The organism is Pseudarthrobacter cellobiosi, from assembly GCF_023913815.1.
Lineage (GTDB): Bacteria > Actinomycetota > Actinomycetes > Actinomycetales > Micrococcaceae > Arthrobacter > Arthrobacter cellobiosi.
Genome location: NZ_JAMXBK010000021.1, coordinates 155,107 through 173,813, shown reverse-complemented (window position 1 = coordinate 173,813; position 18,707 = coordinate 155,107). Strand labels below are relative to the sequence as shown.

The window sequence follows — 18,707 nt, the reverse complement described above, 5'->3', positions numbered from 1 at the left end:
ACTGCAGGCTGGTTGCGGAGGTAGAAATGAAATCCAAAGACCTGTTGGGCCGGCACGGCGAGGAACTCGCGGCCGGCTATCTTGAATCGCTCGGCATGCTGGTGGTGGAACGCAACTGGCGCTGCGCCGAGGGTGAAATAGACATTGTGGCCCTGGACGGCGACGCCTTGGTCATCGCAGAGGTGAAAACCCGCCGTTCCCTGGACTACGGGCACCCGTTCGAAGCTGTAGGGCCAGACAAACTTGCCCGGCTGCATCGGCTTGGTTCGGCATGGTGCCGGGACCGGGAGCTGCGGATGCCGCTACGGCGCGTGGACGTCATTGCCGTGGTGGACGACGGCGGCGGCGAACCCCTGGTGGAACACCTCAAGGGGGTGGGGTAGATGGCGCTGGGCCGGGCCTACTCCGTGGCGCTGGTGGGATTGAACGGGTACATCGTCGAGGTAGAAGCCGATATTGGCCAGACCCTGCCGGCATTCGTGATCCTGGGCCTCCCGGACGCCGCCCTCAACGAGGCCAAGGAACGCATACGTTCCGCGGCCAAAAATTCCGGAATTCCGCTGAGCCGGCGGAAGATCACGGCCAACCTCATCCCTGCGTCGCTGCCCAAACGCGGTTCCGGCTTCGACCTTGCCGTGACCATGGCAGTCCTGAGGGCCGCAAATGACATCAAGCCCACCGGCCGGACCGTCTTCATCGCCGAACTCGGGTTGGATGGCCGGTTACGGCCGGTGCGTGGCATCCTGCCGGCAGTGATGGCGTCGGTGCAGGCCGGCTATCCGGACGTGGTGGTCGCGCACGCCAACCTCGGCGAAGCATCGCTGGTCCCCGGAGCCAACGTCAAGGGGTACCGCACGCTGGCGCGGCTGGCGCTCGATTTCGGTGCAGATCCGCAAGAGCTCGCACTGGACTTCGAGCCGGAGGACGAGGCCGGTCACGGGGACTCCGAACCGGGGGCCCAGGCTGTTCCTGACATGGCCGACGTCTCCGGCCAGGGCGAAGCCAGACGTGCACTCGAGGTGGCCGCTGCCGGGGCCCACCACCTGCTCCTGACCGGACCTCCGGGTGCGGGCAAGACCATGCTGGCCGAAAGACTTCCCGGTCTCCTGCCGGACCTTGCCGACAATGAGGCAATGGAAGTCACTGCCATCCACTCCCTCTGCGGCCTTCCCTCATCCGCCGTTCAGCTTGTGCGGCGGCCGCCGTTCGAAAACCCGCATCATTCGGCCACAGCCGCCGCCATTATCGGCGGGGGATCGGGGTTGCCGCGCCCGGGTGCGGCGTCGCGGGCACACCGCGGTGTCCTGTTCCTGGACGAGGCGTCAAATCTATTGCACCCCCCGGTGCATGGTCAAGGCACCGGGGGTGATCACTCAGTTGGAAGATCCAGACAGGTCAATCCGACGGTGGAGAAGGCTTGCGAACGCCAGGTACTCCAGCGCCTGTTGTGGGTCTTCCTCCCTGAAGAGCTCGTGAGCCTTCGGATTACGGATACCGATCATTGCACCCCGAAACAGTGCCATGAAGCCCTCACGCTCATCCTGAGCGCTCCTGCCGTCCTCTGTGGCGACATCTAGGATGGGCGACTTCGCCGCGAAAGCCGTCGTCATCAACGAGGCCCCCGACTGATCCAGTCCTGACAGCTTACGAACGCGCACTTCAAGCGACTTGAACGCCTCGGAGACTGCCGAGCCCATGTGCCCGTCCGCAAACAGATTTCCCGCTGCGGCCTTAACATCTGGATGGAGGTTTTCAAAGGTCAGCCGTCGGACAGGAGCGACCCTCTGGACTGGCGCCTTGCCCCACTTGACCTGTGTGTGGCGCATATTGGACGAGCCGAAGTCATTTACCTTGACTTCACGAGCCAGCCGCACGTCGGTTCCACCACGAGGGTCAGGGATTTCAACCAGATCACCTTCATAGATGGGCGTGGTGACTTCGAAGAAGCCAGATTCACTCTGGATCATCGCAGTCACCGTTGTACGCTCTTCATCAGCGGTACCGGGCTTACTTACGATTATTACCTGCTTTGTCCCATGGGAACCCCCCATAGTCCGAAAAAGACTCACAATTTTCTCCTTGTAATTGTTCGATTTGGGATGGGGCTGGGTAGTATAAGAACTACCCAGCCCCTGTCGCCCTTGTGGCGACTGCGAACTACAGCGTTGGCGCGCTAGCAGTCCGGGGTCTGTGGATGTGGGTGCTCACCGTTCTTTGCAATGAACGTCTAGGTGGGCACCTACAGTTTTTTGCGCTTACGCTTACGCCGAGTCATAAGTCATCACCTCCCCTCCTTTACGTAGTGATCCTCAAGGGTCTGCCAGGCTTCCTGGCTTTGAGGGCTGTAGATATAGGCGTGCTTACCGGTCTGCCGGGTCCATCCGTACTTTACGGACCGCTTCACTGCGATAGTGATGGCATCCTTGGGGCGCGCCCAGTCTGAGTCAACCCAGCCGCGCTGCTGGAAGGCCTCAATGATCTCGGCGATGTCCATCTCGCGCTTCTCCATCTGAAGGAGCGCCGCTGCTCGGTAAGACGTGTTGGTCTTGTTCGGCTGACGGGAAAGACCCATGGCTGGCGGAAGATCGGGGATTTCACCCAGGGCGTCGATACCCCTTTGCCAGTTCGGCTTAGATTGCAGGGCCGGCGCGTGCATGTACGGGGAGTCCAGTTCCAGCTGCCCGGCGTCGTCATCCTCAGCAGGCGGTGTGGGGGCGGCCTGACTTGCCTGAGGAATCAAACTCAATGGCGTGTCGTAGCCACCCTCTTGCATGCGCCTGGCTACCGCGATAGTGCCCCTTAGCTTCATCGTCTCCGACTCAAGTTCCGTGATGCGCTGGCGGTACATCGCCATCTGCTGCTGCACGTGTTCCAGCATCGACTCGGTCTCGTGTTGAACTTCGTCCCACTTGATCATGACCATCCTCCTTCCCCAACACTAATTTCAAACTGTTGATGCTTACAGCCTACACGACACGACGACATGGGCAACTCGACGCGTTGAGAGCGTGTTGCGCAAACTTCCTCTTGTTCTAGCGGTTTCAACAAACCACACCGCGCGGTGTCCAGTCTGGTGTCCACTTTTATCCACAGAAACTGTCCCCTCAAGATCTGCTCAAGAGGGGGTAGCAAGGGTTATCCACAGGTCTGTCCACACGAGTTTGGGTTGTCGGGGGCATGTGGTATACGAATGACCTTAGATCGCTACACGAGGGTCGAGGCGACACGGCTTGACAGGATCGACTACCTCTGTGCAGCCACGAGGCTAGTGACAGTGGAGAGGGCCGTTGAGTCAGTTACTCGCAAAGAAACCCCGCTTGATTGGGTCGATTTCTTTATATAATTCGCGAGAATAAAACTCATTTCTGCATCTATTATATCAATTTACTTATTGACAATAAATAGCATTCACTCATAATGACGGCAGAAGTGATCGCACCCAGTGATTGCTAGCACCTATCCCTATGAGGGGGTGACAGATATGGGTTACAAGAACATCAGGACAAGCGACATCAGCGGGAAGACTCTCGAAGATGACCAGGTGATCACCGTCGTCGTTCGTGGACTCGGAAAGCTCTTCGATGCATCGAAAGATGAATTGGACGGTCTGAAGCGGCTCACCAACGTAGTTGAGATCGAACTGCGTCATCCTGACGGCAACACTGAAGAGTTCATCACCAGCAAGGGCGACTTTGACAAGGTGGTTACTCCCGAAGTGTTGGCTGCTGCCGACAACATCCGCGGACGCCGCAATGGGTTTACTCCCAAAGGTGCCTGACCGGGAGGTGATCCACGTATCTATCGGTGAGCAATCACCCTCAAATCGGCCCGCATCTCAGATTGAGTAAAATCTCTGAGGTGCGGGTCTTTTAATTTGAACTCTTGCAACCACGGCCAAGTGGCTATATTAGACTTCTATTGAACTTTCTATTGTTGTTCCGGTGAATGCGGATATATCGGACTCTGCTCGCTCTTGCATGCCGCTGCGCCATCCCCAAATGACCTGCTCAACAATATCTTTGTGAGCCTTTCGTTGCTGCGGGTCTGTGTATGTCGCATCAATGTATGTTTTAAGCTGACCTACAAGACGATTAGTGTCGCTTGATCCAGTGATGTAATGCACGACCTTTGGATTTTTTGGCTCGACTTCTCCAGGTACCACTTCCTTGAAACTTACTGCAGTGGCTACTGGCAAGCCCCATTCATCTGGTATGTGCATTTCCAAATGTGCAGCACGACGATCCTGCGCTGTCGTTGGATCTGGTGTGCGGCGATTATATGTGACTGATAGTAATACTTTACTCATAACTAAACTTCTTTCTAAACTTAACTTGGCCGTAGATGTAAAAGTACTATCTCCACTATGATTGAATCCAAGTCTTTTGCAAGAGAAAAGTCCGCCATATAGACGGACTAATCCCATGATTCAAGCAGGAACGATACGCACATCATTGACGGCGAACCACCTTGAGGCGAGTGCCAGGCCATCGTTGTAGGCAGTTACCCAGTCCTCATAGCGCCGTTGGTTGCCGTTCCAAACGTCCAGGTCAGACACTGTGGTGACTTCGTACTTGTACACCTTGGTTTTGAACAGCAGCTCTACTAGCTCGCGTGGCACGTCTTGCATGTTGCCTTCATCGTCGGGCCTGCCAACGATGAGTACGTCACCAGCCAGGGCATCATGCCCACGCCAGCGTGTGAGGTGAACCCAAAGCAACAAGGTTGCTCGACGGTTCATGGGTAGACCCATCACTTTTCCTTCCTCATTCAGAATGAGCGTGGCGTCGGGACGGTCTATATCCATTACTTCTATGAGTCCGCCAACAGCGGCTTGCAGACCGGTTAGGCCTTCGATGGCTACTTTGTACAGGGGCCGTTCCTCATCTGCGGGAACGAGTATCGCGTGGATCACACTGATCACATCCTTCGATCATGGAATGTACTTGAAGCCGAATAGCTCCAAGACCCAGCCCACGATCGGGCTTACTTCTTTACCTTTTTGACCTTCTTGTTTTGGCAGACGGTGCAGGTCTTGACCAGACACTTCTTCTCACCAGGGCTCACCATGTTCCCGCCACGACATTCGGTCCACTCATTGCGTGAAGGTCCTGCTTTGATGTCAGCGGATGTGATGATCTCGCCTGCGCCCGTCATCAGTACGGGTTCTTTGAGGCGCTTGATCTCAACTCGGTGCTGCTGTGTCTCAGCTACTAGGTCTACGAGGTCACTGAAGCGGACAGTTGCCAGCACTTCATCGTCGGACGTAAACACGACGGTTGGAATACGGCTGATGCTTGCGCCGGCTACTGCCTGTCTGAACCACTCTTTGATCTTGATCGTCTGGTGGTTCTTGCACTCGATGTCTAGGGGAGTGTCTTGGAAGTAGTCTTTGATGTCGGTCTTATGGTGAGGGCCGGCGCCGCTGCGACTGTCCCTGGCTACACGAGCACCTAGCTTCTTCTGGAGCATCTTGGCGACTTCCTTCTCTAGGGAGACACCTTTGTCGGATGAGATACTCACCCTACACTTTCTCCTCAGCTAACCATTTTGGTAAATCAACCATCGGTACCTTTTGATTGGCTAACGTGTGCGTACAGTCTCCAAGATATTCCCACTCACCTTGTCTTATGAAGCTATGGCAGCGCGTATCAAACTCGCCGCCTTGCACAAGAATACTTGGGCTAAATGTCGGGCTTTCTATATTCCCATCGAATTGCCATGAATTGGTGATACGGTGAGCTTCATCGCAACCAGGGCACCATAGCCAGTAGCTGATCTCATCGGCATCATTGTCTATCCGTAGCTTCATTCACTCATTCTCCTCTATAAAATAATGTCTGCTCATCTCCGTAGGTTCGCGTCTTAGGCTGGTTTCTTTAGCTGCAATCCATGACCCGTATGCAGTAGAGATGAGCGTGAACAGGCGAGCATTGCGGACTCTCCTGTCCATCACTAGCCGCAAGCGAGTTGTGAGTAGTGATGGATTGAAGGTATGTGGTAGAGGGCAAGTCTGATAGCTATAACCGCACCTGAATCCCATCTTCACAGCCGCTAAGCTGGTACTCCGTTCTACAGGGTCAACACTTCATGTTGCTCCCTCCCATATATCTTCAATGTCAATGTACAAGGGTAAGGTTGCCGTACCAGGATAATTGGTACTCGGTCTGACACGGTGGTCCTAAGCGAACTTAGTCGGGCAACCCACTACTTTGTTTCTTCTTCGCTTTGATACGGGCTTTAGACGCCTCATGTCGGTCATCTGACTCTTGCCATTCGTAGTAGATTCTAAGCTTCTGTAAACTGTTCATCTTCTAGGGCGGTATTATGAGCGAAACGAGCTATTTATTCAAGAGCTTTCCTGATGAAGTACACGCTTCCGTCTTTGTCATAGCCGACTTTCTCGATGTCGCCGACTGACAAGCTCTGCATGTTCTCTAGGTTGGATGCGACACCCGTAGCGCTGACGACATACATAGCGGTCGGTTGCTTGCCAACAAGGTGTCGCTCGCATAGCTGTATGGCCTCTCGCAGCTCGTCCGGGTTGTCCAGGTCCACTAGGTTCAGCAAGTCACGTGCGGACTGTCCGCCTTGCTCCAGCACGTCCTGAAGCCGATCGTCTAGGTTCTCACTGTTGGTTGGTAGATGTTCACTCATTACTTCAGCTCCTTTGCATCGTCTAATGCGATAGCTAGTTTTAGGAGGGCTTTGAGTGGGGTGTCTGATACTTCTTTATCAAGCCAACCAATTCCGTCGTACCAGCCGTATGTTCCAGCAATCCATTCACCCCGTTCATAGCTATTGGTAATTAAGACCTCTGGCAGCTTCTCTAGTAGATAGTCTGTAGTGAAGAGAGGAACGTCATCATAGCCTTTGCCTCTGTATTTTTTCTCCGTAACATCGGTTAGCTTGTGACCTTTAGTAGTCCAAGCGTAGAAGTAGTAATTGTCGGTCATCTTCCATCCAGTCCGCCTATACACTTCCTTACATAGGTCAAATAGTTCGCTATCCATCTTCACCTCCTCCTTCTGGCCGTCCGGCCTTGATTATCTTGTCCGCTGTGCTGAACACACTGCGGATACTCTTCTCGTCCGGTTTGTGGCCCTGGAGCCAAGACTGGATGTAGTGCCGGCTCTCGTCTGCGTCGAACTGATCAGTCGCGCCTAGCTCGTTCATGATGAGGTAGGCCGATCCCTCGGCTTCGAACTCGAAGATGCCGCGGTGGTCGCCGTACTCTGCCAGCTTGTCGTCAGCGGTGTGACCGTGAACGATATGGCTCAGCTCGTGCTGCATGGTCTTGAACGGATAGGCCGCGACTGGATTAACAGCGAACTGCCTGTGCCGCGAATAGCCCTGGGCATTGCCGTTGAGACTCTCGTAGGCCATCTCCTGAATCGCCAGGGAACCGAGTGCACGCTCCTTGTTCCAAGTTGGTGCTTCGTACTTTGGTAGATCGTCGCCTTCAGTGTCAGACACCGCGAACATGCAGTTGACCAGCTTGAAGCCGGATAGCCGGCGCTCTTCATCTCCGTTGTCCTTTTCCTGCTTGCGGAACATCGGCACGAAGATGGCTTTGGCTTTGCTGCCCTTCTTCACATGGCGGTTCAAGTCCGGCCAGCCCTTGAAGGTGTGTACGGGCTCTATGACGCCTTGCATCATCAGGAGTGCCTGGTTGCCAAGACTCAGCGTGCGGAAGCGCGAATAGGTTGATCCGGCTTCACCCGGCAGGCTGAGTGCCGTCTCTAGTACCTGTTCCCAATGTGGGGGAGTAGTAAGGCGCTCAGGAGACATCACCGGCCTCTTTGGTAACGATGCCTTGCTTGAAGAGTTCGATGCCTAGCTTGGCTACTACGTCGGCAGCGCTGTCTGAGTAGTGGGGTAGCTGCCAGTAAACCAGCCGCTCAATCTGCTCGTCGTCAAAACCGTCGCGCTTCAGTGAAGACTTATGACTAGTAACCCAGGCATCGTTTTGATAGCTGATGTTGAAGCCGTGGCCTAGGGGAGTCAGGTGCCAGCGATACCAGAAGCTGTGTTCTGCATTCCTGATGGTTTCCGGCAGCTTGCTAAGTAGATAGCTGAGGTCGTAAAGCGCCCACCACTCCTTGCCCACACCGTGTTCGTTGCGGACTGTGTGGCCCATTTGAGAGGGCATAACCCAGCCGCTCAGCTCATACAGTTCCTTACATAGTTCCAGGGATGCGACGGTCATAGCCGCACACCATCAGCGTCGCGCACTTCCATCTCACTCAGTAAGTAGTTCAAGATGCTCTGGCAATCCGTGCGCTGGCCTGGCGTAAGGTCTGTCTGCTCCAAGTCGATGTAGTACTCGGCTTTGGCTATGAGCTCGGCCGGCCCCAGGTCGCCATAGTCATCGCGCTTGCGCGCTTCTAGGCGTAGCTCCAGCGATAAGGACGGTGCGACTTCTTGTTGTCTAGTACTGATGTTGATTACTTCGCCCATGTCGGGTCCTCCTGAAAATTAGTTTGTTGTGCCTCTTCCTCTAGTTGGTGTCGAAAGCTGGGGCTGATCTTGTACTCGATGCGGCTGAGTAATGCCCTGATGATGAAGTCCACGAGTTGGCGTTGCTCGTCATCGAGTGGCCGGCTCTCCAGTTCGTGCAGCTTGTCATAGCGACGGACCAGCTGGATCTCATCTAGGTTGAAGTAGTCCGACTCAGTAGCCTTGACTTCCTTGCTAAGAGCGCTGACTAGGTCCGGGTATCGCTCACCTGTCATCACGATGCCCTTGCAGAACGAACCGCCACAGTCCGCCCTTCTCGCGGATACTGAGGATGTTCCAGCCTTCTACTCTTAGATCAGCGATCCTGGCACTGTAGCGGAAGGCTATGCGGTTCAACTCGTGGTTGGTTGCTTCGCCTTTTGCCTTCAAAAGCTTCAAGATACGAGCTGTCTGTGTAAGAGATTCACTCATGCCTCATCCCTCTTCACGTACCAATAAGCAACGGCGAGTACTAGACCAACCAGGGCGAGCGGTGTCACCGTCAGTGCAATTATGATGCTTACTGCTCCGATGATGATCGTTGTAGTGCGAGGGCTCATGACTTAGCCTCAAGCAGCTCAGGATTTTCGTAGATGTTGCCGATAACTTCGAACTCGTCCATACCTAGCAGGTAACGGTTCTCTTCATCGCCAGTTCCAATGTGCTTGCCGTCACGAAAGGTGTTCATAGCAAATCTTGCTTCTGAGTTGAGATAGATCACGACGTCAAGGTCTGGAGTTTCAGTAAGCTCTTGCTCCCAGTCGATCCAGCGCAGTAAATCGCCCTCATATATTTCTATACCGTTCTTGTCTTTGAGGCCTGTGTACTCCATGAGTTCCAGGTCCTCCATAGTCATCCGATCAAACTCGAAGGCACCTTCAGGCATGGGGCTGGGATACTTCTTGCACCAGCGGACGCCATGATTCATTACGAGGATCTGGTAGCAGATGGAGCTGTTGCCCTTCTGCCTATTCTCAGCACTCCAATAGTCGCCGTCGTGAAGCATCTGCTTGCGCTGCTTGTCCCACGCTCTAAACTTCGTTTTTCTCATTCTGTGTTTCCTTGACGGCTGACCGTCCTTATGTTGTGGGTCGTAACCCATGCCGCCCGCTGGCTGTAACATCTATTAGTAGTCCGGCAGGCGGCATGGTCGGCGAACTGTGGATAACTCACCATTTTGCGCTGCTGAGTTCGTTTTTGACGGACGTACCCTGAATGTTGTCCAGTAGTACTACTACGCCATGTACTTGCTGGTTTGTCCCTACTTTCAGGGGTCTTGACTTTCTGAGTTCTATGTTCTGACTAGGTTTTGAAGTCTGACCCCTGTAAACATGCGGCGCACAATCACTGTTCGATGAAGCACACTATCGCGAACTATGCCTCACCAGTAGTGCTGATGGTCGCCTGCGGCCGCGACGGCGGCTGTTAGTCGGTCAACTTCGTCAGGATTGCTTTCTCGCCAAGACAACCAGCTGCTATCGGCAAGCTTCCAGTGCTGCCATTCCTCTATGTCTTCCTTTGGATCGTATGAAGCTTTATATGAGTAGCAGCGAGGGCAGAGTTCGATCATTCTGTCTGACCCCCTGGGTGTTCGGTACGAAAGATGCTCCGAGCAGAAGTAGAGGCCGCATCCGTAATCTGTGACGAAACCGCCGCAGCAGTAGCTCATACCCCTGTCTATGTTGGTCTGGCAACCTGGCTTATCGCAGACTGCTGGAACCCCGTATCCAATGTCGCGCCCGTTTGGGCCAGTACCGATGGAATATCCCATATTTAGTTATCTCCGTTTATACTTAGTCTTATATATGCCAAGACGCCACTACGATCTCGATGAAGTACTTGCTCTAGCCGAAGCCGGCAGGACTGCTGCTGAGATTGTCGAAGAGCTTGGTCTTATGGTGGGGGAGCGAGCGATACAGAAAACCGTGAATAAGTTTCTCGGTCCTCGTCCTCAGCGTGCCCCCGCTTTGTCCGGTGATCGTCTACGTCGTCGTATCGTCGCTTGGATGGTTGCTAGCGGCTTGGATGACCACTACTGCTATGAATGCGAGAAGTGGTCTGCCTGGTCCTGTTCTATCCGTGAGCTGAAGCAGGACGATGACTTAGGTTCATTGGTCTTTGTCTGCCGTCACTGCGTTCGCCCTGGGGATGTTTAGTTTCGACAGTTGAGCGTCCAGGTGCTAGGCGCTCGTGACTGCCTTTTTGCGGCGGCTCTTCCGGCCGCCCTTGGCTCCAGCTATACGTGCGAGCTCTGGATTGGCTGCGAAGCCGCCTGTACGGCCGTTGGACCCTCCGATTTTTCCAATCCTGGAATAAAAGTCTGGATCAATGGCAAGGTTCTTTGCGCGAGCCTTCAGCGCTCCGATGCGAGTCCCAGCCATCTAGTTACGTCCCCGAAGGCGTCCAAACAGTCCGGTGGGCTTAGGAGTGCCGATAAGGGAGTACAGGCGACCAACCTTACGATTCAGGTATTCCCATTCTTGGACGGTTACAATCTTGACCTCCTCCGATGGAAGCGGCTGAATCTGGTTCGCTGGTTCCCGGGTGATCTTGTCGAGCTGTTCTAAGTCGGTGCCTAGACTCTGTTGGACTGCAACGGCCTTGATCGGCTTTGACGCCTCAAGTGGCCGGCGCTGCTCGTTCTTCAGCTTCTTCATCGCTTCGAAGCGTGGCCATGTCTTTGCTCGCTTGACGGTGCGGACTGTCTCTTCACTGACTGAATGGACGGCGGCGATGTCTTTGACCTTGCCATGCACCTTCAGGTCGCGGTTAATAGCGTAGAACTTCTGCTTAGTAAGTCGTGTGCGTTTGGACATTTAGTTGTTCTCCGAGGTTGTCACCTCATTAGTTGTTTCGTTTTCCGCCAGCTCTCGCCCCTTGGCGATGGCCAACAGCTCATATGGAACGCTGACGTTGGTAGCCGTCATCTCGTCTATGAACTGCTGGGCCACGCCAGGAAGGAACGCAAGGGCGAAGTCTTTAGCTGCTTCACCTACGTCGGCTGGCAGGGGAGCGGAGATTTCTCGCAATCGCTCCGTACTCATTTCTCTTGTAATCAGGTAGAGCGTTTCCTGTGCGCGTTCACGAGGGGTCACGCAACGTCCTCCTGGACGATCTGCTCACGATCTGTCGATCCATACCAGTCACCGGGGAGCTTTTCCTCGCCACTTTCGACGCGAGCTAATACCTCATCCAGCTTGACTAGATCGTCCAACTTGCAGGCTCCGATAAGCGTTTTGCCTGTATGTACTTTGATGAACTGACGTATGGTGGCGTTGTCTTTGAGCTGTAGCGCCTGAAGACGCTTTGATATCGTTTCCGTTGATACGTGAGATGGTTCATCGCCAACGGGGATAGTCTGCGCGTTGTCAGCAGCTTTCCGCGCCCTTACAGCGGCAGCTCGGCCGGCCATGATCTTATCCAGATCGTCTAAGGCAATGACTGCCTGATCGTCGGTTCGTAGGCCGCGGAGCTTTCTATCAACTTCTTCTTCAGGGAACTTGAGGCTCTTGCATATAGCAGCGATCTCATCCAAGTGTTCCTGGGTAGGAGGCGGAAGGTGGTTACTAGCCTTGTTGCCGTCATCGTCTTCGTCCTTAGCGGAGAGACCGAGGATAGCCATTACAGACTGACGCCGTGTGTAGGTCAGTGCTGAGCCGAGCCCCTGGGGGTCCTGCTTCACTAGGAGCAGTTTGATGTCGCTCTGCATTGACGCGCCGCTCTCGTGAGCCAGGACGCTGTGCAGGAAGTGTTCATTACCTACCGTTATAGGCCACTGCATGAGTGACAGCTTGTTCTTTGTCAGGAGCGGCAGTGCTGCGTCCATGACTTCGTCTAAGGGTGCATAGGTGTTTTTGAAGTGATCGTTCTTAGCGGTCTTGCCGAGCCCACGTACATCAGCCTGGAGAGCGACGAGCGCCTTTGCGATCTCGGGCGGGATGCTCATCGTGGTTGCTGGGGGAGTAGGAGCTTTGTCGCTACTGTCGTTTAATTCCGTCGATGTATCTGCGGCCATGGACCACCTCCTTTTCGAGTCTTAGTTTTTTCTGGTGTTCATCACGAAACTGTTGGTAGAAGGAAGTCACTAGAACGTTGCCAGCTGACACCAAGTGTCCTGAGGTCTCCGTCTGACGTTCCGCGAACTCCTGGATGACGACCTTGTCGATAGGGTCAACCCTGAGAAAGAGCGGTGCCATTGCTAGACCTTTTACCTTTGTTACTTTTTTGAACTCGATTGATTTTGTCATATTGTGAATCCTTTACGATGATTGCTTACCCCTTTGTTAGTGATTATTATCGGGCTGCTGCTGGTAGCAAGGCAGGGATTTGCCGAGAAGCGTTATCTACGGGTTACCCCCGTAGTCACTACTCGTATAGTCACCCTGCATATCTCATCGAAGCTCGCTTGTCTTGGCTGGTTTCCCAACAAGCGCCCGAGACTATGAACCATTATTTAGCGTCTACCTATTCCGCCACTTGCTACCATGAGTAGCCCGATAATCTGAGTTGTTAAAGTCTTACAGCTAGTTGCATAAGCCCTAGTAATTGTTGGCTTGCTTTCGCTGTGCATCACTATGAAGCAATAGTCTGAAATATGCAATACTATTTTTTGCATTGCCTGTGGATAAAACGCAATCACATCACTGGTGTGGTTTTTGCTGTGCACATGACGTGGCAGTCGCTACCGTCAAAACCGCCGCTGACCTGCGGAAACTTCGCCCTAGGCACGCGTACTACTCACGTATACACTAAGACCATGTTTGCGACCGATCGCGACCGCCAAATTGTCCAGGCTGTTTCCCGCTTCGGACAGCTCACTTCCGGGCAAATTTCGGAACTTCTTTTTCATGATGGTTCCAGTCCAACTCGTCCTAGTCGTGCTCTAAATAGGCTCATCCATAGTCGTCACCTGTCACGGATCGAGCGGCGTCTAAGAGGTGGGACAGGGGCTGGCTCAGCACAATATGTCTACCAATTAGGTACTCAAGGGCGGAAGTACGTTGGCCGTGAGGCCGGCTATCCCTATAGGGCGGTTCACTATCACACGCTCGCCATCGCTGACGCGTTCATTGGACTCAAGCGGCTAGAGCGTGAGGGAGGCATTGAAGTAATTGGGATGGCTACTGAGCCCGACACATGGCGGGTTATCGCGGGTGCTGACCTGAGGCCTGACCTCCACGTTGAACTCAGCGTCCCAAGTAGGCGCATGAACGTCTCATTGTTTTTGGAAATCGATATGGGGACGGAACGCCAGAAGCAACTGAAGGAAAAGCTTGCACGATATTGGCACGCTTACCAGCACGCCACCGAAGCCGACATGGCCGTCTACCCTCGTGTGCTCTTCCTGGTCCCAGATGATGAGCGCCTGAGGGAATTGACCTGGCTAATCAATAGTGGGCCTGAGGAAGCTAAGGAACTGTTTAGAGTCCAGATGCAAGACAGCTTCCCAGAGTTGCTACTGTCTTGATGTTGTTTTAACTACATCTGATTATCAATAAATAGTATTGCTTATTTACGGAGGTAATCTTATAATAGAGAAGTAATACAAAAGGGTAAGCAAGGAAAATTGAACATGAAATACAAAGGATTTGAAATTGAGGGAATACCGACAGATAACGGACGAGAGTACCGAGCCTACTGGAACGGCGATCTAGCCGCTGGACACGAAACATTCGCTGGCGTCATTGACCTTATTGAAGCGATGACAGCGATAGGTGCAACTCATGAGAGCTACGTACTGGCTGAAAAGGCGGTGGTATAAAATATCTATCTACCTTTAGCGGCATAGGGGGATTCGAGCTTGGCATACACGCTGCTTATCCCGCTGCAGAGTGCGTCGGTTACTCTGAAATCGACAAGTACGCAATATCAGTCTATGAAAGGAAATTCCCAGAGACACACAATTATGGAGACATCACAAAAATCAACGCAGCAGAACTACCCGACTTCGACCTCTTGGTGGGTGGCTTCCCTTGTCAGGCATTTAGCATCGCCGGCAACCGACGTGGCTTCGAGGATACCAGAGGGACGCTCTTCTTTGACCTTGCGAGAATACTCTGGGCTAAGTCCCCGCGACTCTTTGTATTCGAAAATGTCAAAGGACTGCTTAGTCACGACGACGGAGCAACTTTCAAAACCATCATCGCCGCGATTGATGAGCTGGGGTACGACTGTCAGTGGCAAGTGCTCAACAGCAAGAATCACGGAGTTCCACAGACAAGGGACCGCATCGTCATTGTTGGACATCTTAGAGGAACACCCCGACCACAAGTATTTCCTTTCGGAGAGAGCGGTGGCCGGCATCCACAGGCACAAGGCGGAACACAAGGCCAGGGGCAACGGATTCGGAGCGACGATCTTTCAGGTTGGTGCGAAGCGGAAACACCACTTATAGCAAAGACGCTGGCTGTCCGTGATTACAAGGGAGGCAACAACCTCTTACAGTACGATGACGGCAGCATCCGTCGCCTTACCCCCAAAGAAAGCGAACGTCTACAAGGGTTCCCCGACGATTGGACTAAGTACGGCAAAGACGACGAGCTTATCAGCGACACGCAGCGGTACAAGATGTGCGGTAACGCAGTGACGACCAATGTCTTCCACGATGTCTTCGCTAAGATTTTCGAGGTTGCAGCATGATTGTCCAAACATCAGCCGGCCTCACCAATACTAACGGGGGCGAAATCCTCGACTTGTCACCTCTCCGATATAAACCCCGTGGCCGCGTGAGATGCCCTGCACGGCGTTACCACCGCAAAGATGAACACACACTCAACTCCTGGCACTTCATCGCTCTGGTTAGCACCCTCGGAATGTGGATAAGCCTGACGAACTAAGCGCATAAGTAAAGCCGCCCAAGATGGGCGGCTATTTTTGTTGGTGGTGTTGTGTTTGTGGAGTGTAATTGAGGAGAGTTACGCGGCATCGCTGCCGCATCTATAGAAGGTGCGAGACTATCAGCGTGTTGACCCAGGCTAGTAATCTGCCCTGAGTGTAACACTAACCATTCTGACGCGGTAGATAGATTTTGCGTTTAGCGTTGTCTTTTAGGTCCGCCAGGATAGCTGACTGAGGCCGCGGCATAATCAATTTTGGCACGGTAATCGTACGGAACAGCGACAGCGGTTTTTGTTTACGGGATTGCATAGCCACAGTATGGGGGATAGCTACCCTTTTGCCTAGAGCGTTTTTGTAAGATATTTCACTTTTTGCATTGTAAAAGAAAGCTCGACACCGCATAATGGTCACCAGCTCGTATGCTTCTTGCGATTCATACGTAGCCACATAGTTAGACTAGGGATTCAGAAATAAAAGAATTCCCACTATTTCTAGTGGGCGTATGCTTCTTGCTGCCTTTTAGTATGACCCATTCAAATGATTATGTCCATACCTTTACAGCACAAAATGAGTTATACGAGCTCATTCCAACAAAGACGTAGATTGAGTGTAGAGACTAAACCAGGCAACGGATCACTGACGACCTGGTCCTCCCTCTGCACTCAATCAATAAGACTACAAGTAAAGATGTGGGAAGAGACGCCGAGAGGCGAGGGCTATTTGCTAAAGGCGGTTGACTGGAATCCGCGCCCTGACATTGAAAGTAGTGTGCTGTATCGCTAATCACCTAAGTCCCCTATACAGGGAGGATAGAGTGGCTTAATGCCAATAAACTAATAAGGAGGTGATATGACCAAGCGCTTATACGGGTACAACGGCCAACGCATACTTGTCAGTCCTGAGGACTATGAGCTGCTTTCCACAAAAGGTCTTTGGAGTACGTCGGGCAAATATGCCATGTCAATGTGGTGGGGCAAGCAAGTACCCATGCATCGTATCGTCTTAGAAAACAAGCTGGGTCGCGAGCTTCTCAAAGGTGAGTTCGTCGATCACATAAATGGCGACGGCTTTGATAACAGGCGCGAAAACCTGCGGCTCGTTACGGCTCAACAGAACTCCTGGAACACGAGGGCGGGCTCAAACTCTGTCTCAGGATATAGAGGCGTCTGGTACGACAAGCGTTTCAACAAGTACAGGGCGCACGTAATAGACGGAACACATCGAATATATCTAGGTACTTTCGACACCGCCGAGGACGCCGCGTACATGCGAGACCAGTTTGCTTATGGATTACGCGGCGAGTATGCCTATCTAAATGTTCTCGATAAATGATATGAAATACAAAAATAGTATTGCTTATTTTTGCAGTGTGTGTTTAACTATGAGCAGTTCAATACGAACGAACAATTCAACCGCTCCTACTGAGCAACCAGCCAGGTCGATATCGTGCAATCCGATCTAATCTCGACAAGCTAGAGATGAACTGAGCCGAGGTGCTTGGTCGAAGCGGTTGAATAGAACATTTACAATCAGGTTCACACGGTTTCATGGGCATATAAGTGGCGGAATAGGTAGACGCAGAACGTGGTGGATGTAGCGAACGGTGAGTTAGGAACTCTGCAACACAGTCCTCACCGAAAGTGCTAGCAGCGATGTTGGAAGACATCAGTATATCCATACGGACTCATAAGACAGAGTGCAGTAAAGTACGTATCGTCTGAAAGAGGGTCAGCTACATCATGCAGGGTGACTATACGAGTAAAATAACAGACCTTTTGGCTGAAGTTTATATAAATTTAGCCCATCGACTAAATTTGTCTCGTCAAATCCCTGCCTTATATGTTCAACATGGCTATGTAAGTAGCGTCAACGGGAAACGGTAGATACGTACAGAGTCCTGGCGTAATCGTATTCTTACATAGTTAGCTAGATAGCAAGGGTCTATGGCGTGCGCACCGCCCATTAAGCGGGATAATTGCTACTAGCACCATGAAACCGTATGACCGTCTGTAGACCGAGTAATCGCAACGACAAAAGACAGCTGTACAAGCCAAGCGCCGACATGCGTGAGGTAGGGAAGCGAACCATTCGTTGCGATTACTGGCTCTACAGCCAAACAAACATAAATAACGCCTACTACGGGCAAGGGTAAAAGTAAGAATCATGACAAGCAAAGAAGCAGCAGTAAAACCACAAGACATACCAGCACCTAAGACAGTGAACCGAACAACGTTCATCCTCACGATCGCACTGACGTTCTTCACAACGTTAGTAGTCGTAACCGTAGCCAACTGGTTCCTGTACACGAACATCCACAGCGAGGCTCGCCAGGCTGTCGTCCAGGATATGAGCATCGTGTCAAAAGCACAAAAGTAGTTCGACCCGCCAAGACTACTCAGATCAGCACGGCGGAAGCGCAGACGATAGTTGAGCCGGTTCAAGTGGCAGAAGCCCCACAGCCGGCCCCACAAGCAGTCGTAGCACCCATCATCGCGACGAGTACTGAAGCGGAAGACAAGGCGTTCATCTACTTCAAGGAAAGCACTAACCTTTTAGACGCTGAGAACAGCGGCGGTTGCAAGGGACTTGGCCAGGACTGCAACGGGCAGCTCGTCATCGACTGTCCTGACTGGAAAACCAACTACGCCTGTCAGGATGCGTACTGGGAGCGGTACATGACATCGAGGTACGGAACCTGGGGAGCAGCAAAAGCACACTGGACGGCACGAGTACCGATCAACGGTCAGAATGTTGGCAACTGGTGGTAAAGATCAAAGAGGGCCATGCGAGAGCCCTCTTTGATAATAAGAAACTAATAATGAAAGAAAAGGTGATGCGTAACAGTCTCAAATATCTACTGATCACAACCACGCTCATAGTCGCCGCGATTATTGCTAACCACTTGTCAGCAGACCGGGGCTCGCAACATGCCACCTCATCAACAGTCTCAACCCTCCAACTAACAGAGCCCGTCCCTGGCATCCTCGCAGCGGTGAACGAGTACCGATCAACCAAGCATCTGCCGCCGCTAACTATGGACCGCAAACTCAACAGCTCGTCACAGGCGAAGGCTCACGATCTAGTCACCAACCAGTACTGGAGCCACACGGCACCAGACGGCAGCACAGCATGGGACTTCATTAACGAGGCCAGCTACGACTACAAGACGGCTGGCGAGAACCTGGCTAAGTGCTACGACTCAGCGGATGCGGTTGTGAATGCGTGGATCGCCAGTCCATCTCATGAAGCAGTGCTTGTGGCTGACTATCAGGACGCCGGCTTCGGCCTACAACATAACGACAACGACAACTGCGAGTACGTTGTTGGACACTTTGGGCGCGAGTGACAGCAACCGCCGACGCCAAGCGATGATG

The 18,707-nt window shown here is 52.9% G+C and carries 28 protein-coding genes and 1 pseudogene; 10 read left to right on the top strand and 19 right to left on the bottom strand.

The annotated features are described in order from the left end of the window. Nucleotides 1-26: 26 nt before the first annotated feature. Nucleotides 27-383 carry a YraN family protein gene (locus NG701_RS07675; RefSeq protein WP_252565991.1) on the top strand — a complete coding sequence of 119 codons (357 nt, stop codon included), beginning with the start codon at nucleotides 27-29 and terminating at the stop codon, nucleotides 381-383. After that, nucleotides 384-1,322 (top strand): annotated as a pseudogene (locus tag NG701_RS07670) (YifB family Mg chelatase-like AAA ATPase); the annotation flags it as partial. It abuts the gene before it with no gap. Between the two features lie 51 nt (nucleotides 1,323-1,373). Here NG701_RS07670 and NG701_RS21365 read toward each other — a convergent pair. Both NG701_RS21365 and NG701_RS07665 read right to left on the bottom strand, forming a co-directional pair. After that, a complete protein-coding gene (locus NG701_RS21365) occupies nucleotides 1,374-1,697 on the bottom strand; it encodes a TIGR02391 family protein (RefSeq protein ID WP_374208665.1) in 324 nt (107 codons plus the stop codon). A gap of 584 nt (nucleotides 1,698-2,281) precedes the next feature. Next, nucleotides 2,282-2,917 carry a hypothetical protein gene (locus tag NG701_RS07665; RefSeq protein WP_252565989.1) on the bottom strand — a complete coding sequence of 212 codons (636 nt, stop codon included), beginning with the start codon at nucleotides 2,915-2,917 and terminating at the stop codon, nucleotides 2,282-2,284. A gap of 564 nt (nucleotides 2,918-3,481) precedes the next feature. On the opposite strand from NG701_RS07665, the gene NG701_RS07660 reads away from it, so the two are divergent. Beyond that, nucleotides 3,482-3,778, top strand: coding sequence for a hypothetical protein (locus NG701_RS07660; RefSeq protein ID WP_252565986.1), 297 nt, complete (start codon nucleotides 3,482-3,484; stop codon nucleotides 3,776-3,778). A gap of 129 nt (nucleotides 3,779-3,907) precedes the next feature. Here NG701_RS07660 and NG701_RS07655 read toward each other — a convergent pair whose 3' ends face one another. From NG701_RS07655 to NG701_RS07580, 17 genes are all read right to left on the bottom strand, one after another. Next, nucleotides 3,908-4,306 carry a hypothetical protein gene (locus tag NG701_RS07655; RefSeq protein WP_252565983.1) on the bottom strand — a complete coding sequence of 133 codons (399 nt, stop codon included), beginning with the start codon at nucleotides 4,304-4,306 and terminating at the stop codon, nucleotides 3,908-3,910. A 120-nt stretch (nucleotides 4,307-4,426) separates the two neighbouring features. Further along, nucleotides 4,427-4,912, bottom strand: a complete 486-nt coding sequence (locus tag NG701_RS07650; RefSeq protein WP_252565980.1) for a DUF3846 domain-containing protein — start codon at nucleotides 4,910-4,912, stop codon at nucleotides 4,427-4,429. A gap of 71 nt (nucleotides 4,913-4,983) precedes the next feature. Beyond that, nucleotides 4,984-5,520: a putative PDDEXK endonuclease gene (locus NG701_RS07645; protein WP_252565978.1), complete on the bottom strand. Its 537-nt coding sequence runs from the start codon at nucleotides 5,518-5,520 to the stop codon at nucleotides 4,984-4,986. Nucleotide 5,521: 1 nt separating this feature from the next. Next, nucleotides 5,522-5,809 carry a ubiquitination-like system serine protease family protein gene (locus NG701_RS07640; protein WP_252565975.1) on the bottom strand — a complete coding sequence of 96 codons (288 nt, stop codon included), beginning with the start codon at nucleotides 5,807-5,809 and terminating at the stop codon, nucleotides 5,522-5,524. A 533-nt stretch (nucleotides 5,810-6,342) separates the two neighbouring features. Next, nucleotides 6,343-6,654 (bottom strand): hypothetical protein, encoded by a 312-nt coding sequence (locus tag NG701_RS07635; RefSeq protein ID WP_252565973.1) that lies wholly within the window; start codon nucleotides 6,652-6,654, stop codon nucleotides 6,343-6,345. Then, a complete protein-coding gene (locus NG701_RS07630; RefSeq protein WP_252565971.1) occupies nucleotides 6,654-7,010 on the bottom strand; it encodes a hypothetical protein in 357 nt (118 codons plus the stop codon). The genes NG701_RS07635 and NG701_RS07630 overlap by 1 nt, the downstream gene beginning before the upstream one ends. Continuing rightward, complete coding sequence (locus NG701_RS07625) at nucleotides 7,003-7,788, bottom strand: ArdC-like ssDNA-binding domain-containing protein (protein ID WP_252565969.1); 786 nt, start codon at nucleotides 7,786-7,788, stop codon at nucleotides 7,003-7,005. Before NG701_RS07625 ends, NG701_RS07630 begins: the two co-directional genes overlap by 8 nt. Then, entirely contained in the window at nucleotides 7,778-8,206 is a 429-nt protein-coding gene (locus NG701_RS07620) for a hypothetical protein (protein WP_252565967.1), read from the bottom strand. The genes NG701_RS07625 and NG701_RS07620 overlap by 11 nt, the downstream gene beginning before the upstream one ends. After that, nucleotides 8,203-8,457 (bottom strand): hypothetical protein, encoded by a 255-nt coding sequence (locus tag NG701_RS07615; RefSeq protein WP_252565965.1) that lies wholly within the window; start codon nucleotides 8,455-8,457, stop codon nucleotides 8,203-8,205. Before NG701_RS07615 ends, NG701_RS07620 begins: the two co-directional genes overlap by 4 nt. Further along, nucleotides 8,445-8,732, bottom strand: coding sequence for a hypothetical protein (locus NG701_RS07610; RefSeq protein WP_252565963.1), 288 nt, complete (start codon nucleotides 8,730-8,732; stop codon nucleotides 8,445-8,447). Before NG701_RS07610 ends, NG701_RS07615 begins: the two co-directional genes overlap by 13 nt. Then, nucleotides 8,722-8,928 carry a helix-turn-helix domain-containing protein gene (locus NG701_RS07605; protein WP_252565960.1) on the bottom strand — a complete coding sequence of 69 codons (207 nt, stop codon included), beginning with the start codon at nucleotides 8,926-8,928 and terminating at the stop codon, nucleotides 8,722-8,724. The genes NG701_RS07610 and NG701_RS07605 overlap by 11 nt, the downstream gene beginning before the upstream one ends. Nucleotides 8,929-9,052: 124 nt before the next feature. Beyond that, complete coding sequence (locus NG701_RS07600; protein ID WP_252565957.1) at nucleotides 9,053-9,547, bottom strand: YopX family phage-derived protein; 495 nt, start codon at nucleotides 9,545-9,547, stop codon at nucleotides 9,053-9,055. Nucleotides 9,548-10,676: 1,129 nt separating this feature from the next. Continuing rightward, the gene (locus tag NG701_RS21360) at nucleotides 10,677-10,877 is read right to left on the bottom strand and encodes a con-10 family general stress protein (protein WP_374208664.1); all 201 of its coding nucleotides are present in this window, start codon (nucleotides 10,875-10,877) and stop codon (nucleotides 10,677-10,679) included. Further along, nucleotides 10,878-11,312 (bottom strand): hypothetical protein, encoded by a 435-nt coding sequence (locus NG701_RS07595; protein ID WP_252565954.1) that lies wholly within the window; start codon nucleotides 11,310-11,312, stop codon nucleotides 10,878-10,880. Further along, nucleotides 11,313-11,591 carry a hypothetical protein gene (locus NG701_RS07590; RefSeq protein WP_252565951.1) on the bottom strand — a complete coding sequence of 93 codons (279 nt, stop codon included), beginning with the start codon at nucleotides 11,589-11,591 and terminating at the stop codon, nucleotides 11,313-11,315. Beyond that, nucleotides 11,588-12,511 carry an ERF family protein gene (locus tag NG701_RS07585; protein WP_252565948.1) on the bottom strand — a complete coding sequence of 308 codons (924 nt, stop codon included), beginning with the start codon at nucleotides 12,509-12,511 and terminating at the stop codon, nucleotides 11,588-11,590. Before NG701_RS07585 ends, NG701_RS07590 begins: the two co-directional genes overlap by 4 nt. Next, nucleotides 12,474-12,743: a hypothetical protein gene (locus NG701_RS07580; RefSeq protein ID WP_252565945.1), complete on the bottom strand. Its 270-nt coding sequence runs from the start codon at nucleotides 12,741-12,743 to the stop codon at nucleotides 12,474-12,476. The genes NG701_RS07585 and NG701_RS07580 overlap by 38 nt, the downstream gene beginning before the upstream one ends. 509 nt (nucleotides 12,744-13,252) lie before the next feature. On the opposite strand from NG701_RS07580, the gene NG701_RS07575 reads away from it, so the two are divergent. From NG701_RS07575 to NG701_RS07545, 7 genes are all read left to right on the top strand, one after another. Beyond that, nucleotides 13,253-13,963: a replication-relaxation family protein gene (locus NG701_RS07575; RefSeq protein ID WP_252565942.1), complete on the top strand. Its 711-nt coding sequence runs from the start codon at nucleotides 13,253-13,255 to the stop codon at nucleotides 13,961-13,963. Nucleotides 13,964-14,068: 105 nt separating this feature from the next. Further along, a complete protein-coding gene (locus NG701_RS07570; RefSeq protein WP_252565939.1) occupies nucleotides 14,069-14,257 on the top strand; it encodes a hypothetical protein in 189 nt (62 codons plus the stop codon). After that, nucleotides 14,254-15,135: a DNA cytosine methyltransferase gene (locus tag NG701_RS21145; protein WP_308292588.1), complete on the top strand. Its 882-nt coding sequence runs from the start codon at nucleotides 14,254-14,256 to the stop codon at nucleotides 15,133-15,135. Before NG701_RS07570 ends, NG701_RS21145 begins: the two co-directional genes overlap by 4 nt. Before the next feature lie 1,047 nt (nucleotides 15,136-16,182). Next, a complete protein-coding gene (locus NG701_RS07560; protein WP_252565937.1) occupies nucleotides 16,183-16,665 on the top strand; it encodes an HNH endonuclease in 483 nt (160 codons plus the stop codon). An 831-nt stretch (nucleotides 16,666-17,496) separates the two neighbouring features. Continuing rightward, nucleotides 17,497-17,709 (top strand): hypothetical protein, encoded by a 213-nt coding sequence (locus NG701_RS07555; RefSeq protein WP_252565934.1) that lies wholly within the window; start codon nucleotides 17,497-17,499, stop codon nucleotides 17,707-17,709. 65 nt (nucleotides 17,710-17,774) lie between these two features. Then, complete coding sequence (locus tag NG701_RS07550; RefSeq protein ID WP_252565931.1) at nucleotides 17,775-18,101, top strand: aggregation-promoting factor C-terminal-like domain-containing protein; 327 nt, start codon at nucleotides 17,775-17,777, stop codon at nucleotides 18,099-18,101. Nucleotides 18,102-18,151: 50 nt separating this feature from the next. After that, nucleotides 18,152-18,679: a CAP domain-containing protein gene (locus tag NG701_RS07545; protein WP_252565929.1), complete on the top strand. Its 528-nt coding sequence runs from the start codon at nucleotides 18,152-18,154 to the stop codon at nucleotides 18,677-18,679. Nucleotides 18,680-18,707 lie beyond the last annotated feature (28 nt).